Origin of the sequence: Paraburkholderia sp. (genome assembly GCF_036488505.1) — a bacterium.
Lineage (GTDB): Bacteria > Pseudomonadota > Gammaproteobacteria > Burkholderiales > Burkholderiaceae > Paraburkholderia.
On sequence record NZ_DASXHN010000089.1, the window covers coordinates 1 to 13,883 of the forward strand.

At 65.6% G+C, this 13,883-nt stretch carries 14 protein-coding genes; 10 read left to right on the forward strand and 4 right to left on the reverse strand.

Features of this window, described 5'->3' with window-relative positions; genetic code table 11:
- From VGH68_RS04920 to VGH68_RS04955, 8 genes are all read left to right on the forward strand, one after another.
- Positions 1–170: type II secretion system protein GspG (locus VGH68_RS04920; RefSeq protein WP_331602420.1), on the forward strand; the 170-nt coding region annotated here is incomplete at its 5' end.
- Positions 171–317: 147 nt separating this feature from the next.
- Positions 318–908: a GspH/FimT family pseudopilin gene (locus VGH68_RS04925; RefSeq protein WP_331602389.1), complete on the forward strand. Its 591-nt coding sequence runs from the start codon at positions 318–320 to the stop codon at positions 906–908.
- Between the two features lies 1 nt (position 909).
- A complete protein-coding gene (gspI, locus tag VGH68_RS04930) occupies positions 910–1,350 on the forward strand; it encodes a type II secretion system minor pseudopilin GspI (RefSeq protein ID WP_414696895.1) in 441 nt (146 codons plus the stop codon).
- Complete coding sequence (locus tag VGH68_RS04935; protein WP_331602390.1) at positions 1,328–2,005, forward strand: PulJ/GspJ family protein; 678 nt, start codon at positions 1,328–1,330, stop codon at positions 2,003–2,005. Before gspI ends, VGH68_RS04935 begins: the two co-directional genes overlap by 23 nt.
- Before the next feature lies 1 nt (position 2,006).
- On the forward strand, positions 2,007–3,215 hold the full coding sequence (gspK, locus tag VGH68_RS04940; RefSeq protein ID WP_331602391.1) for a type II secretion system minor pseudopilin GspK: 1,209 nt from the start codon (positions 2,007–2,009) through the stop codon (positions 3,213–3,215).
- Positions 3,216–3,243: 28 nt separating this feature from the next.
- Entirely contained in the window at positions 3,244–4,674 is a 1,431-nt protein-coding gene (gene gspL, locus VGH68_RS04945; protein WP_331602392.1) for a type II secretion system protein GspL, read from the forward strand.
- Positions 4,671–5,174, forward strand: a complete 504-nt coding sequence (locus VGH68_RS04950; protein WP_331602393.1) for a type II secretion system protein M — start codon at positions 4,671–4,673, stop codon at positions 5,172–5,174. Before gspL ends, VGH68_RS04950 begins: the two co-directional genes overlap by 4 nt.
- Positions 5,175–5,202: 28 nt before the next feature.
- On the forward strand, positions 5,203–5,982 hold the full coding sequence (locus VGH68_RS04955; RefSeq protein WP_331602394.1) for a type II secretion system protein N: 780 nt from the start codon (positions 5,203–5,205) through the stop codon (positions 5,980–5,982).
- Positions 5,983–6,284: 302 nt separating this feature from the next.
- Here VGH68_RS04955 and VGH68_RS04960 read toward each other — a convergent pair whose 3' ends face one another.
- Both VGH68_RS04960 and VGH68_RS04965 read right to left on the reverse strand, forming a co-directional pair.
- Entirely contained in the window at positions 6,285–7,913 is a 1,629-nt protein-coding gene (locus tag VGH68_RS04960) for an efflux transporter outer membrane subunit (protein ID WP_331602395.1), read from the reverse strand.
- Between the two features lie 331 nt (positions 7,914–8,244).
- Positions 8,245–8,712, reverse strand: coding sequence for a hypothetical protein (locus tag VGH68_RS04965; RefSeq protein WP_331602396.1), 468 nt, complete (start codon positions 8,710–8,712; stop codon positions 8,245–8,247).
- Positions 8,713–8,965: 253 nt separating this feature from the next.
- Between VGH68_RS04965 and VGH68_RS04970 the strand changes: the two genes are divergently transcribed.
- A complete protein-coding gene (locus VGH68_RS04970) occupies positions 8,966–9,511 on the forward strand; it encodes a MarR family transcriptional regulator (RefSeq protein WP_331602397.1) in 546 nt (181 codons plus the stop codon).
- A 154-nt stretch (positions 9,512–9,665) separates the two neighbouring features.
- Positions 9,666–11,228: a DHA2 family efflux MFS transporter permease subunit gene (locus VGH68_RS04975; protein WP_331602398.1), complete on the forward strand. Its 1,563-nt coding sequence runs from the start codon at positions 9,666–9,668 to the stop codon at positions 11,226–11,228.
- 6 nt (positions 11,229–11,234) lie between these two features.
- Here VGH68_RS04975 and VGH68_RS04980 read toward each other — a convergent pair whose 3' ends face one another.
- Complete coding sequence (locus tag VGH68_RS04980) at positions 11,235–11,741, reverse strand: hypothetical protein (protein ID WP_331602399.1); 507 nt, start codon at positions 11,739–11,741, stop codon at positions 11,235–11,237.
- A 234-nt stretch (positions 11,742–11,975) separates the two neighbouring features.
- Positions 11,976–13,592, reverse strand: a complete 1,617-nt coding sequence (gene gshA, locus VGH68_RS04985; RefSeq protein ID WP_331602401.1) for a glutamate--cysteine ligase — start codon at positions 13,590–13,592, stop codon at positions 11,976–11,978.
- Between the last annotated feature and the right edge of the window lie 291 nt (positions 13,593–13,883).

Here is a 13,883-nt window from a genome sequence, read left to right on the forward strand (position 1 = left end):
ACAACTGGAAGGACGGCGGCTACCTCGAACGTCTGCCGAACGATCCGTGGGGCAATAACTATCAGTATCTGAATCCGGGCGTGCATGGCGATATCGACGTGTTCAGCTATGGCGCCGATGGCAAGGCGGGCGGCGAAGGCAACGATGCCGACGTCGGGTCCTGGCAATAAACGTTGGCGAATACCCGAAAGCCACATGATGTTCCCGCACGCGAGCGCTTCGTTGCCCGTATCTTCCGCCCGGCCGTCGGCCGCGCGAGGTGGCGAAACACGCGTGCTTCATCGATGCATTGCTGTTTGATTCCCCGTTGATCGTCGATGGCCGGCACTATGCGCATGTCCGCTTGCAAGTCCCCTGTGGATACTCCGCGTACGGCTACGCCGCCGCGCGTGGAGTGCCCGGTCGCGCATCACTCCCGGCGAGCCCCGGCTGTGATGCGCGTTAGCGCGAGCCGTCGGCGTGCGGCCGGCTTCACGTTGCTCGAGATGATGGTCGTGCTGGTGATCGCCGGCCTGCTCGTGTCGCTGACCGCGGTGACGATGACCCGCAACCCGCGCACCGATCTGAACGAGGAAGCGCAGCGCCTCGCGTTGCTGTTCGAATCCGCCGGCGACGAAGCGCAGGTGCGCGCGCGGCCGATCGCGTGGCAGCCGTCCGAAGGCGGCTTCCGTTTCGATCTGCACACCCAGGATGGCTGGCGTCCGCTGCACGACGACCTGCTCGGCCCGCGCCGGTGGGAAGGCGGCGTGACCGGCGTCGCAATCAGTTACCCGGGTTCGGACTCGCAACCCGATCGCATCGTGTTCGGCACCGAGGCGATCGACGTCCCGGTGGAAGTCACGCTGTTTTCGGCGGCCGGACAGGTGAAGATCGTCAGCACCGGCAATGGCCGTTACGAGGTGCGTTGACATGCGAGTGCGTCGTTGCAGAACCACCCCCGCAGCTTCCCAGCTGCCGATGCGCGGCATTGCGCGCCGGCCCCAGCGCGGCTTCACGATGATCGAAGTGCTGGTCGCGCTTGCGATTATCGCGGTCGCGCTCGCCGCGTCGATTCGCGCGGTCGGCAATCTCGCGACCGGCGAGGCCGATTTGCACCGGCGTCTGCTCGCCGGCTGGAGCGCGGACAATACGCTCGCGCAATTGCATCTGACGCATGCCTGGCCGAACGTCGGCGAAACGAGTTTCGATTGCTCGCAAGGCAATCTGCAATTGCTCTGTACCGAGCATGTGACGGCGACGCCGAATCCGGTGTTTCGCCGTGTCGAAGTGATGGTGAGAATGCCCGGGCGCTCCGCCAGTCTCGCTCAGATGGTCACGGTGGTCGCCAATGAAAACAACCGCTCGCTGTGAGCGCCGCCGCCGCTTCGGCGCGCGCGGCTTCACGCTGATCGAACTGCTGGTCGCGATCGCGATCCTCGCGGTGATCGCGGTGCTGTCGTGGCGCGGGCTCGATCAGATCATCCGCGGCCGTACGGCGATCACCAACGCGATGGAAGACGAACGCGTGTTCGCGCAACTGTTCGACCAGATGCGCATCGACGCGCGCCAGGCCGCCAGCGATGACGAAGCCGGCGGCGAGGCGGCGATTTCGGTGTCGGGCAACACGCTGCAGATCGTGCGGCATATGGTGCTGCCGGGCGCGGCGCCGCGCCTGCAGGTAGTGCGCTACCAGATCTCGACGGGTCACGTGGTGCGCTATGCGTCGCCCCCGCTCGGCAATGCCGGCGAATTGCGGCGCGCGCTGCACGGCAGCGACGAGGGCTGGAGCGGGGTGCCGCTGATGGGCGGTGTGGGCGCGATCTCGGCGCGCCTGTATGTGCCGAGAGTCGGCTGGACCACGCAGATGGACGACGTGCAGAGCGCGATAATCGAGGGCGTCAACAATCTGAAGGTGCCGCAGCTCGGCAACGCGCCGCTGCCGCGCGCGGTGACGGGACTCGAGGTCAGCATCGGCGCGACGTCGCTCGCGCGGCCGATCAAGCGGGTTTTTCTGGTGGGCGAATGAGATGAGGTTCTCCTCTTTGTTCAGGCGGCGGGTTGCAGCGGGTGTGCATGCTGACGCGCGGGTTCGCAGGCGCCGCATCGAACGCATCGAAGGTGCCGAACGCCATGTGCGACGCGCGCGCGTTCAGCAGCGCGGCGCGGCCATCATCAGCGCGCTGCTGGTCGTCGCGCTGTCCGCGATCCTCGTCTCCGGCATGCTGTGGCGCCAGCAGGTGCAGATTCGCCGGATCGAAAACCAGCGGCTGCTGTCGCAGGCGCAATGGGTCGCGCGCGGCGCGCTCGACTGGACGCGGCTGATCTTGCGTTCCGAAGGCGATACGTCGGCGGGCATCACGTATCTGGGCGGGCTGTGGGGCGTGCCGATCGCCAAGACGCGGCTATCGGACTTTCTTGGCCAGATCGGCGAGGTGCGCGCCGAGGAAGGCGCGGCGACGTACCTGTCCGGGTCGATCGAAGATGCGCAGGCCAAATTCAATCTGCGCAATCTCGTCGCGAGCCCCGCACCCGGCGTGACGCAGCTGAGCGCTGAACAGACCGCCGCGTATCAGCGCCTGCTCATCTCGCTCGGGCTGAGCGGCCAGCTCGCCAAAGCGACCGCGCTGCAGATGCGCGCGAGCCTGTCGCAATCGGCGACGCGCTTTCAGACCAGCACGTCGGCCAACGGCGCGACCTCGGCCAGCGGTGTGCCACCGGTCGCCGAGGGCGGCGCGACGGGCGGCACCTTCACGAACCGGCCCGGCATCGACGACGGCGACGACGACGGTACCGACGGCAAGCAGCGAGTCGCGCCGCTCCTGATGACGAGCGTCGATTCGCTGCTCGACATTCCCGGCTACACGCCGGAAATCGTCGCGCGGCTGCGCCCGTTCGTCACCGTGTTGCCGACCACCACCGCGCTCAATATGAATACCGCGTCTGCCGAAGTGATCGCGGCCGCCGTGCCCGGCATGAGCTTGTCGCAGGCGCAGGCGCTGGTTGCGCGCCGGCAGACCGTGTTTTTCCGCAACGCCGGCGACGTGCAGCTCGCGTTGACCGCCGCCGGCGTGCAATCGGTGTCGATCGATCCGAACCAGTTCGACGTCAATTCGAGCTACTTCCTGGTCCATGGCGACGTGCAGCACGAGCGCGCGGTCGTGGATCGCACGACGCTCGTGTATCGCGACCCGTTGACTCACACTACGCGTATCGTGCGGGTACAAGACCAACTTTGAACAACGCAATTCACAGAGAGAGTGGCCTTTGAGCACGCTGATCGTTCTACTGCCGCCACGTGATCCGGCGGTGCCATCGCAGGAATGGCAACTGCCCGAGCTGCCGTTCGTCCTGCTCGATAAAAGCGGGCGCACGCAGCGCGCGGGCCGCTCGGCGCTCGGACTGCTGCCGCGCGCGAGCATGGCGGTGCTGATGGTCGCCGCGCGCGATCTGCTGCTGATGCCGGCCACGCTGCCGCCGTTGCGCGGGCCCAAGCTGCGCCAGGCGCTGCCCAATATCGTCGAGGATCAGCTGATCCAGGATCCGCAGACCTGCCATATCGCGGTCGATCCGCAGCCGCTCGCCGATGGGCGGCAATTGCTCGCGATCATCGATCGCGGCTGGTTCCGCTTTATCTGCGAGGCGTTCACGGCGGCCGGTCATCGCAGCTTGCGCGCGGTGCCGGTCACGCGTTGCCTGCCGCAGGCGCCTGTCGTCGAGACGTTGGCCGAGCTCGCCGCGACGGCGGATGCGCGAGCCGACGCGCGCGAGCCGGCGCTGGCGGGTGCCGCCGGAGCCACGACTTCGCTTCCGGGCAACGCGCCCGTGGTGGCGCCCGATATGCCGCCGGCCGTGCCACTGGTGGCCGCCGTGCTCGGCGCGGTGGTGCAGACCGCGCCGGCGCTGCTGCTCGAAGGCGCGGTAGCCCCGGTGGAAAGCGGCGTGCCGCGCGTCGAACTCGCGATTGCGCGCGGTTTGCAGGGTGAAGGTTTCGCCGCGCCAGCCGACGCGGTAAACGCGACGCTCGCCGCGCTCGCGGGTGCGGCGCCGGTGTCGCTATACATGCTGACCGAAGTGCCCGGCAACGAGCCGAGCCTCGCCGCGACGAGCCCAGCGCGGCTCGCCGCGCACGTTCGCGGCGCGAGTCCGTTGCCGTTCGAACAGCTCGCGCGGCGCGCGCTCGAGTGCCGCTTCGATCTGTGCCAGTTCGAATTCGCGTCGCAGCCCTGGCGGCTCGATCGCGCGACGCTGCGGCGTTTGCGCCTGCCGATCGTGCTCGGGGTTGCCGCACTGGTGGTCGCGGTCATCGGCGCGAACGTGCAATGGCTGATGCTCGCGCGTCAGCGCGACGCGATCAACACGCAGATGACGGAATTGTTTCTCAACACCTTCCCGAAGACCACGGTCGTGCTCGATGCGCCCGACCAGATGGCGCGCCAGGTGCAGCAGTTGCGCGTCGCGGCGGGCGAACTGTCGCCGGAAGATTTTCTGTCGCTCGCCGATGGTCTCGCGCGCTCACTGTCGCCGCTGCCGGTCACCGGTATCGCCGCGCTCGACTATCACGACCATCGGCTCGACGTGACCTTCAAGCCGGAAATCAAGGTCGACCCCGACTTCACGAAGCGCCTCGCGCGCAACGGCCTGAGCGGCGCGATCGATAGCAACACCGGCAAGTGGACCATCAGGAACGGACAATGAAAGCTGAACTCGCTCAAGCTTGGGCTGGCTTCTGGGGCCAGCGCACCGATCGCGAAAAGGCGCTGCTGACGTGGGGCGGCGGTGCGCTCGCGGCGGTGGTCGTGTGGTCGCTGCTATGGGCGCCGGCGCAAGACGCCCGCTCGCACCTGAAGGAATCGCTGCCGAGCCTGCAGCGGCAACTCGCGCAAATGACCGCGCAGGCGAACGAGGCGCACTCGCTAGCGGCCGCAGCGCAGGGTGTCGCGCCGACCGGCGCGGCGCTCAAGGATGCGCTCACCGCGTCCCTCGGCGAACATGGCCTCGCCGCGACGCAGGTGCAGTTCGCCGGCAGCGCGGTGCAGTTGCACATGAAAAACGTGTCGTTTCCCACATGGACCGCGTGGGTCGACGACGCGCGCCGGCAGTTCAAGGTGCAGGTCTCCGAGGCACACATCACCGCGTTGAAAGATGACGGCCAGGTGGATCTGACGGTGTCGCTGCAGCCGTCGACCGCAAAATAACAGCGCGCCGCTCGCTACAGGATTTCGCATGAATTACTGGACGTGGCGCCTGCGTGTGGCGCTGCCGTGGCTGGTGGTCGCGCTGCTGTCGGTCGCGGCCGTGACGCTCGCGTTGCTGCCGGCCGCCTGGATTACCCCGCAGTTCGCGCGGCAAACACATGGGCACGTGAATCTCGTCGACGCGGAAGGCTCGCTGTGGCACGGCTCTGCCACGCTGATGCTCGCCGCCGGTTCCGACATGAGCGCGGCGACGCTGCTGCCTGGCCGGATCGAATGGCATACCGCGTTCTGGCCGCTTTTCACCGGACGCTTGCGGATGATAATGCGGCACAGCGAAGCGATGCCCGACCCGATCACCGTCGATGCGACGCCGCGTAGCGCGACGGTCACTGGGGGCGCGCTCGCGGTGCCCGCGTCGCTGCTCGCCGGGCTCGGCGCGCCATTCAATACACTCGATCTGCACGGCAACGTGCGGCTTTCGTGGACCGATTGGCGCAGCTTCGACGGCAAAGCGTTCGGCCAGCTGACCGTGACCCTGGACGACGTGAGTTCGCGCGTTTCGCTGGTGAAGCCACTCGGTTCCTACCGGGTCGTGTTTCAGGCGCAGGGTACGTCGTCGACGCTCGATCTGACGACGATCAAGGGACCGCTGATGCTGAACGGCAACGGCACGGTGACCGCCGCGTCGACGTCGTTTCGTGGCACCGCGAGCGCCGTGCCGGAGCAGCGCGATAACCTCGCCGGGTTGCTGAATCTGCTGGGCAGGCCGAGCGGACCGGATACGGTGATGCTGACGTTCGTGCATTGAGCGGCGCGCGGATGCGCGCGTTGCATCGGTAGCGTGTTGAAAAAGAGCCATGGCCGCGGGTGCGCGGGCATGGCTCTTTGCTTGGTGCGGCTGATCCAGCTGGTGTTGCTGTGTTGCTGGCGTTGCGCCGCTGTGCCGCTATTTTCGCGCGACCGGCGTTGCGGTGGTGGTTGCCGCAGCCACCGCGGTGGCTGTGGCGCCGGGGTTCTCGAGGCCGCCCTTGGCGCGGCCATTGGCATTGGCTCCGTTTCTCCCGATAGCCGCCAGCTTTGCACACTCGTGCAGCTTACGAGCGCTGCGGGCTATTGACTCAGCGACTGCGATTGCGGCGCCGCGGTTTGCGCGACCGGCGTTGCGGCCGTTGCCACGTTCGCGTTCGTCCCGCTGGCAGCCGCTGGAGCGGTCCCGGCAGCGGGCGCCGACGCCGGCAGCGGCCCGGGTGCCGCGACATCACCCGTCTCGCGGTTCATCTGCGCGACGTCCCAGCCACCGCCGAGCGCCTTCACGAGCCCCACCGACGACACCATCCGCTGCCCCGTGATGCTCTCGAGCTTCTGCTCGGCTGTGAACGCGGTGGTCTGCGCGGTCAGCACGTTGACGTAGCCGACCGTGCCGGCCTTGTACTCGTTCGTGACGATCGCGACCGCCTGGCGTGCCGAGTCGACGGCCTGCCGCTGCACGACGATTTCCCGTTCGAGGATGCGCAGCGACGCAAGATTGTCTTCGACGTCCTGGAACGCCGCGAGCACGGTCTGGCGATAGGCGGCAACGTTGGCGTCGTAGGTGGCGCGCGCGGCTTCCGTTTGCGACTTGCGCAGGCCGGCGTCGAAGATCGTTGCGGCGAGTTGCGGGCCGAGCGTCCAGAAGCGCGACGGCGCGCTCAGCAGTTGCGAGAACACCGAGTTTTCAAAGCCGCCGCTCGCGGACACCGTCAGCGATGGGAAGAACGCGGCGATCGCCACGCCGATCTGCTCGTTTGCCGCCGCGGCCTTGCGTTCCGCCGATGCGATATCCGGACGCCGCTCGAGCAGCGCGGACGGCAGCTGCGCGGGCACCGCTGGCGGCGTCGCGGTGAGCGGCATCGGCGGCAATGAGAACACCGACGCGGGCACGCCGATCAGCACCGCGATCGCATGCTCGTCCTGCGCGCGCTGGACGCCGTTGTCGATCGCGGCGGCCTGTGCCGATTGCAGCTGCGTTTGCGCCTGGATCACGTCCGAACGCGCGGCGACACCCGCCGCGTACTGGTTCTGCGTGAGCTGCAGCGAACGCTGATAGGCCGCCACCGTGTCGTCGAGCAGGCGTTGCGTCGAGTCGAGCGAGCGCAGCGCGAAGTACGTCTGTGCGAGTGTGGCCTGTGCGGACAGGCGCGCGTTCGCGAGGTCGGCGGCGGCGCCCTGCTGGCCGGCTTTCTGCGCGTTCACCGTGCGCGTGACCGAGCCCCACAGGTCCGGCTCCCAGCTCGCGTCGAGCTGCACGTTGAAACTGTTGCCGACGGCCGCGCGACTTGTCGCGGTCGTGGAATTGCCGCCCGACGACGCGCCATTGCCCGAGCGCGACGCGCCCGCTGACGCTCCGATCGTCGGGAAATACGCGGCGCGCGCCTCGCCGACGAGCGCGCGCGCTTGCCGGTAGTTCGCGGCGAATTGCGCGATGGTCTGGTTGGCGGCGTTGAGTTTGTCTTCGAGTTCGTTGAGCGTCGGGTCTTCGTAGATCGCCCACCAGTCGCCGCGATCATGCTGATCGGCGGGTTCGGCGACCTTCCAGCCGGGGGCGGCTTCCTTGAACGACGCGGGGATGTCGGTGGCCGGCCGCTGATAGTTGGGACCGACCGCGCAGGCGGCGAAGAGCGTCGCGCAAGCGGCGCCCGCGGCGAGGGTCAGGACGCGCGGCGCAAACGGCCGCGCGCGCGAGATTCGATCAGACTGCATGCAATGAATTCCTTCTGGACACCGCGGTGCGGCCGACAGCGGCGCCGCCCGGGCGATTTCGTGGTCTGCCGGAATGTTAGCGTATGAGCCCGCGTGGACACGCGCACGCGTGAACGCGGGAAACTGAAAGGTGAAAGGTTAATGCGCGGATGCGCGCAGGTGTGTTACTGGCGCTCACGCGATGGTTACGCGTCGTTACCGGAGCGGTGCAGGGCTTGCACGCATCAGGCCGCTAATGGGCTGGAACACACAGGATGCCTGAATGGAACTCTCTTGGATCGAACTCGCGCGTTGAACCTGTTCGCCAAACGTGCGCTGCGGCACGCACGCGTTATAGCCGCGAGCCGGCGGACTTGCTCTGCTGTACCTGATGGCGTGCCAGCTTGCCGGCCGCCGCGCGGCACGACGCACCGCCGCGCGCCTGGCAGGCGCTGCCGGCTATCGGCTTGCACGTGCTGGTCGTGTTCGCAGCATTGACCGGATTGACCGCATTGACCGCCGGCGCGGCGGCGCTTTTCGCGGTAACTGCAAAGCTTTGTCGAGGGAGGAGTTCGGGCAGCGCGGCCGCTCGTGCGGTCGCACCGTTTTCCACCACCACTGCCGCCCTCTTCGCGCGCTTCGTCTGCCGCCGGTGTTCGACCCATGCGAGCAGCGCGGCAGCTACCGATCCCCCCGGCAGCACGATCAGCCCGGCGAACAACGCGAGCTTCCACCAGCGGTGCGGGCCGCGAAAGGTGTTGCCAGCGGAATCGGCGAGTGAGCGGCTCAGGCCGCCAAGCGTGTTTTTCAGGTACAGCATTGGAAGAAATCCTTTTTCGCGCGTCGCGGGGGACGTGCGGACGATCAGTCAGAACATGGTCTCGAATGGCGCGTTACGCGCGAAACTCGTTGCTCAAGATAATATTGACTATGCAATTAAATTTCAAGATACTGTCGCGCAATCGCGGTTCAGGTGTTGTTTTTGAATCCGCAATATGTCGTCGCAATGAAGCTTGATTCGTCTGCTGAGGCAGCAGCACTTCCTTCCTATTTTTGATGGGGCGGATAACCGAATGACCGATGGTCCTTACAACGCGGACGAGATCGAACTCACGACGAGCCTCGGCTACTACCTGACGAAGGCGCGTAACGTGCTGGTCGAGCGCACCGACCGCGCGGTCAAACCGCTCGGGCTGACCGCGCAGCAGATCGGCGTGATCCTGATGCTATCGTCGCGGCGCGCGAGCACGCCGTTCGAACTGTCGCGCGCGATGTCATACGACAGCGGCTCGATGACGCGGCTGCTCGATCGTCTGGAAAAGAAGGGCTTTATCCTGCGCTCACGCAGCAGCGACGACCGGCGCATGGTGAAGCTGGAGCTGACCCGGCAAGGGCACGACGCTGCGCGCCAGCTGCCTCGCCTGGGCGCGGCGGTGTTGAACGAGCAACTGCGCGGCTTCACCGCCGATGACCATGCGACGCTGATTCACCTGCTCGGCCGTTTCATCGCGAACGGCCTCGATGGGGGAGCCACGGCGTGCAGCGGGTTTCCGCAGCAGATGGATGAACCGGACGCATCAGGCCGGAAAGCAGCGCCGCCGGAAGACGGGGACGGCTAACGGCAACGCGGTACAGACGCACAACTGGGTGCCGCTGCAACGGGCCATTGCCCACAGATATCTGTCTGGGCAGAGGGTGTTGTTGCATGTATAGGTCGTCAGCGCCACGCCCGATAAGCCTGCCGCGACAAGCTTTCCCCACTGAGGAGAATCTATGGATGCCACCGCTTCGAACGTCCCGCCGCCCGCGGCCGAGCCGGCCTCCCTGCAAGGCGGCACGCTCGCGCTGCTGACCGTCGGGCTCGCGCTGGGCACCTTCATGGAAGTGCTCGATACCTCGATCGCGAATGTCGCGGTGCCCACGATTTCCGGCAGTCTCGGCGTTGCTGCGAGCCAGGGCACATGGGTGATTTCGTCATATTCGGTCGCCTCGGCGATCGCTGTGCCGCTGACCGGCTGGCTCGCGCGGCGGGTCGGCGAGGTACGCCTTTTCACGCTGTCGGTGCTGCTCTTCACAGTCGCGTCGGCGCTCTGCGGCTTCGCGCACAACTTCGAATCGCTGATCGCGTTCCGGCTCGTGCAAGGGCTCGTGTCCGGGCCGATGGTGCCTCTGTCGCAGACGATCCTGATGCGCTCTTACCCGCCCGCGAAACGGGGCCTCGCGCTTGGCTTATGGGCGATGACGGTGATTTGCGCGCCGATCTTCGGCCCCGTGATGGGCGGCTATATCACCGATAACTTTTCGTGGCCGTGGATCTTCTATATCAACGTGCCGATCGGCCTGTTTTCGGCGTTCTGCTCTTATCTGCTGCTGCGTGGCCGCGAGACGCAGACTTCGCGGCAGCGCATCGACGTAGTCGGCCTCGTGCTGCTCGTGACCGGCGTGTCCTGCTTGCAGATGATGCTCGACCTGGGTAAGGACCGCGACTGGTTCAACTCGACGTTCATCGTGACGCTCACGGTGATCGCGATCGTCGCGATTGCGTTCCTGCTCGTGTGGGAGTTGACGGAGAAGGAACCGATCGTCGATCTGACGTTGTTCAAGGATCGCAACTTCGCGCTTGGCGTCGTGATCATCTCGTTCGGCTTCATGGCCTTTTTCGGTTCGGTCGTGATCTTCCCGTTGTGGCTGCAAACGGTGATGGGCTACACGGCTGGGCTGGCGGGTCTCGCGACCGCGCCGGTCGGCCTGCTCGCGTTGTTCCTGTCGCCGATGATCGGCAAGAACATGCATCGCTTGAATCTACGGATGGTCGCGAGCTTCGCGTTCATCGTGTTCGCGATCGTGTCGATGTGGAACTCGACGTTCACGCTCGACGTGCCGTTCGGCCAGGTGATCCTGCCGCGGCTCGTGCAGGGTATCGGCGTCGCCTGTTTCTTCGTGCCGATGACGACGATCACGCTATCGAGCGTGTCCGACGAACGGCTCGCGAGTGCGTCCGGTTTGTCGAACTTCTTCCGCACGTTGTCGGGCGCGATCGGCACCGCGATCAGCACGACGTTCTGGGAGAACGACACCATCTACCATCACGCGATGCTCGTCGATTCGGTCAACACATATTCGCCGAATACGAACGCGTATACGAATGCGCTCGCCGGGGCCGGGTTTGCCGGCGACAGCCTGACCGCGCAGTTAAATCAGGTGGTGACCAGTCAGGCTTATATGATGGCCACCAACGATTTTTTCCGTATCTCGTGCGCGGCGTTCGTGGTGCTGGCGGTACTGGTGTGGATCACGAAGCCGCGTAAGGGTGCCGGGCCTTCGATCGGGCATTGATCCGAACTACTGCGACATCGCTTCGCCGTTCGGCACCGTGGCCGGCTTGCCGGGCATGATCTCTGGATGGGTTGCGTCCGGCGGGCTCTGCGGTTGCGCCGCGCCACTGTGTGCAGCATCCGCACCGGTGCCTCTCACATACTGCTTGAAATCAGCGCCCGCTTCCCACGGATCCGGTTTGCAGCCGAGCGAACCGTCGCAATGCGCGGAAAAGCCGATTGTCTCGGTGCCGTCGGGATTCACGGCGCGTGTGATCTGATACGCGAGCGCGCGTTTGCCGCCATCGGGACCGGCAGTCTGGATCAGCGAATCGGTCGCGGTTTCGATCTTGTACTTCGAATGGCTCGACACCCACGACTGCGCACGTTGCCACCACAGATCGCATTCGGCTTTGCTCGAACACGTCAACGGTTTGGTCGCGATCTGCATGACGTCCGGATCGACCTGCCCCCGGGTCGCGCACCCGGCGGTTGCCGCCAGATACAGCACGGCTAACAGAGTCTTGTGTTTCACGTCGATACCTCCCGCTGTGGAGCGTGTCATGTGAGTTTGGACCACGGCGTCGAAGTGGTGTTTCATCCACTTCGGACAATCGCAACAACGCGCGGAGAATTTGCCGATTCGTCGCGAGCGTCGGCAAGGCGATCCGTAGAGCTTACTTGCGCTCCCTTAACGCAATGACTGCAGCAAAAAAAACGGCCACCTGGGCCGCTCTCATCGGTTCTGATGTGCTCGCGGTTCGGACGCTCAGACGCTGAACCGATTGAGCGTGTAAGCACGATACGCGGCAACGAATGCATCGAACGAGCCCACCTCCTCGCGTTCGAGCGTCGCCTGTTCGTCGAGCGACTGCGCCGCCAGTTCCGTCAACGCCTGCGTTTGCGCGGCATCGAGCGGGCTCGCGCGGAAATACGCAGCGTGCGCCTCGCTCTGTGCCAGACCGAACGCGATGAAGCTTTGCTGCTTGTCGCGCATCGTTTGCAGCACGCGCGCGGACGGGGTGAGCGATACGTCCGCGAGCTTCGCGCGTTGCGCGAGAACTGCGCGCGCGTGTTCGTCGCCGCCTTGCAGGCTGTCGAGCACGGCCGCGGCCGCGTCGATCTTGGCGAGCAGTTCGTTGGCCCAGTCGAGCATCGCGACCGGCTTGCCATCGCGGATCAATTCAAGCCCGGGTTTGCGGCCTTCCATCGTCACGCGGCCGAAGTTCTGGTTCGCTTCCGCATACGCGGGCGGCGGTAACGGCGCACTGTCGTCGAGTGCGCAGACGAGCAGATAGGCGTCGAGAAAGCGCGATGTCTCCAGCGAAATGCCGGTCGGCTCGAAAGGATCGATGTCCATGCAACGCACTTCGACGTATTGCACGCCGCGCGCGGCCAGCGCATGCAATGGCCGTTCGCCCGGATACGTGACGCGCTTGGGCCTGATCGTCGAATAGAACTCGTTCTCGATCTGCAGCATGTTGGTGTTGATCTGTACCCACTCGCCGTTTCGTTGCGTGCCGATCTGCTCGTAGGGCGGATACGGCTGGCTCACCGCTTTCGCGAGTACGTCGAGATAACCGGGCAGCGTGTCGTAGTCCGCATGCAGCGCGGCTTGCGCAGCGGTGTTCGAATAGCCGAGGTCGCTCATGCGCAGGCCGGTCGCGTACGGGCGGTAGAGCGTGTCGGCATCGAAGCTGTCGAGCGTGTGTTGGCGATCGCGCAGGAAGCGCCGGTCGAGGGCCGGCGATGCGCCGAACAGATACATCAGTAGCCAGTTCGTGCGGCGGAAATTGCGGATCAGCGCGAGATACCGATCGGACTGAAAATCGACCGGATTCGTGGTGGATTGCTGGTCGGCATGCAGCAGTCGCCACACTTCTTCGTTCAGCGAATAGTTGTAGTGGATGCCAGCGATGCATTGCATCGTCCGACCGTAGCGCAGCGCGAGACCGACGCGATACACGTACTTCAGTTTGCCGATATTCGACGTGCCGTAGTTCGCAATCGGAATGCCGTCGTCGGTGGCGGGCAGCAGGCCCGGCATCGAGTTGTTCCACAGGATCTCATCGCCGAGCTTCGCGTAGACGAAACGATGCAGCGTGTCGAGTTGTGCAAGCGAATCGGCGATGTCCTGCTCGGCGGGCGTGATCAGTTCGAGCAGCGCTTCCGAATAGTCGGTGGTCAGCGACGGATGTGTGAGTGCGGAGCCGAGTGCGCGCGGATGCGCAGTCATCGCAAGCTGGCCGTCGTGGGTGACACGCAGGCTTTCTTTTTCGATGCCGCGCAGGCCGCGCGCCAGCACATCGCGTTGCGGTCCCGAGGTCAGCACGGACAGGCGGTGCGAAAACGCGTCGGTCGTGCGGGAAGGTTTCGTTTTTGGCATTGAGGCGAGTCGCGCGTTGCCGGCCGCCATGTACCCGCCCGATGTTTCGCTGGCGATACGGTGCTACGGTGCGGCGACAACGTTCGGCGGAATTTTCGGTAGCGGGCACTTTAACATCTCGCCAGAACGGCTGCTTGCGGCCGCTTCGGCGGGGTGTGGGCGCTGCTTTATCGGCGCTAGGACCCGGCTGTTCCGGCCAGGCCACGCCGCGTAATCGGTGTGATCGGTGTGTACATCAGCGAGGCCGAGCCGCGTTATCGGTGTGATCGTTGTGGAGATTCGTGCGTGTCT

Bases quoted from the DNA above. Each gene is read 5' to 3' on its own strand.
- VGH68_RS04960 (WP_331602395.1), bottom strand. From the start codon at position 7,913: ATGCAGTCTGATCGAATCTCGCGCGCGCGGCCGTTTGCGCCGCGCGTC.
- VGH68_RS04950 (WP_331602393.1), top strand. From the start codon at position 4,671: ATGAAAGCTGAACTCGCTCAAGCTTGGGCTGGCTTCTGGGGCCAGCGC.
- gspI (WP_414696895.1), top strand. From the start codon at position 910: ATGCGAGTGCGTCGTTGCAGAACCACCCCCGCAGCTTCCCAGCTGCCG.
- gspK (WP_331602391.1), top strand. From the start codon at position 2,007: ATGAGGTTCTCCTCTTTGTTCAGGCGGCGGGTTGCAGCGGGTGTGCAT.
- VGH68_RS04935 (WP_331602390.1), top strand. From the start codon at position 1,328: ATGAAAACAACCGCTCGCTGTGAGCGCCGCCGCCGCTTCGGCGCGCGC.
- VGH68_RS04965 (WP_331602396.1), bottom strand. From the start codon at position 8,712: ATGCTGTACCTGAAAAACACGCTTGGCGGCCTGAGCCGCTCACTCGCC.
- VGH68_RS04970 (WP_331602397.1), top strand. From the start codon at position 8,966: ATGACCGATGGTCCTTACAACGCGGACGAGATCGAACTCACGACGAGC.
- VGH68_RS04975 (WP_331602398.1), top strand. From the start codon at position 9,666: ATGGATGCCACCGCTTCGAACGTCCCGCCGCCCGCGGCCGAGCCGGCC.
- gshA (WP_331602401.1), bottom strand. From the start codon at position 13,592: ATGCCAAAAACGAAACCTTCCCGCACGACCGACGCGTTTTCGCACCGC.
- VGH68_RS04955 (WP_331602394.1), top strand. From the start codon at position 5,203: ATGAATTACTGGACGTGGCGCCTGCGTGTGGCGCTGCCGTGGCTGGTG.
- VGH68_RS04925 (WP_331602389.1), top strand. From the start codon at position 318: ATGGCCGGCACTATGCGCATGTCCGCTTGCAAGTCCCCTGTGGATACT.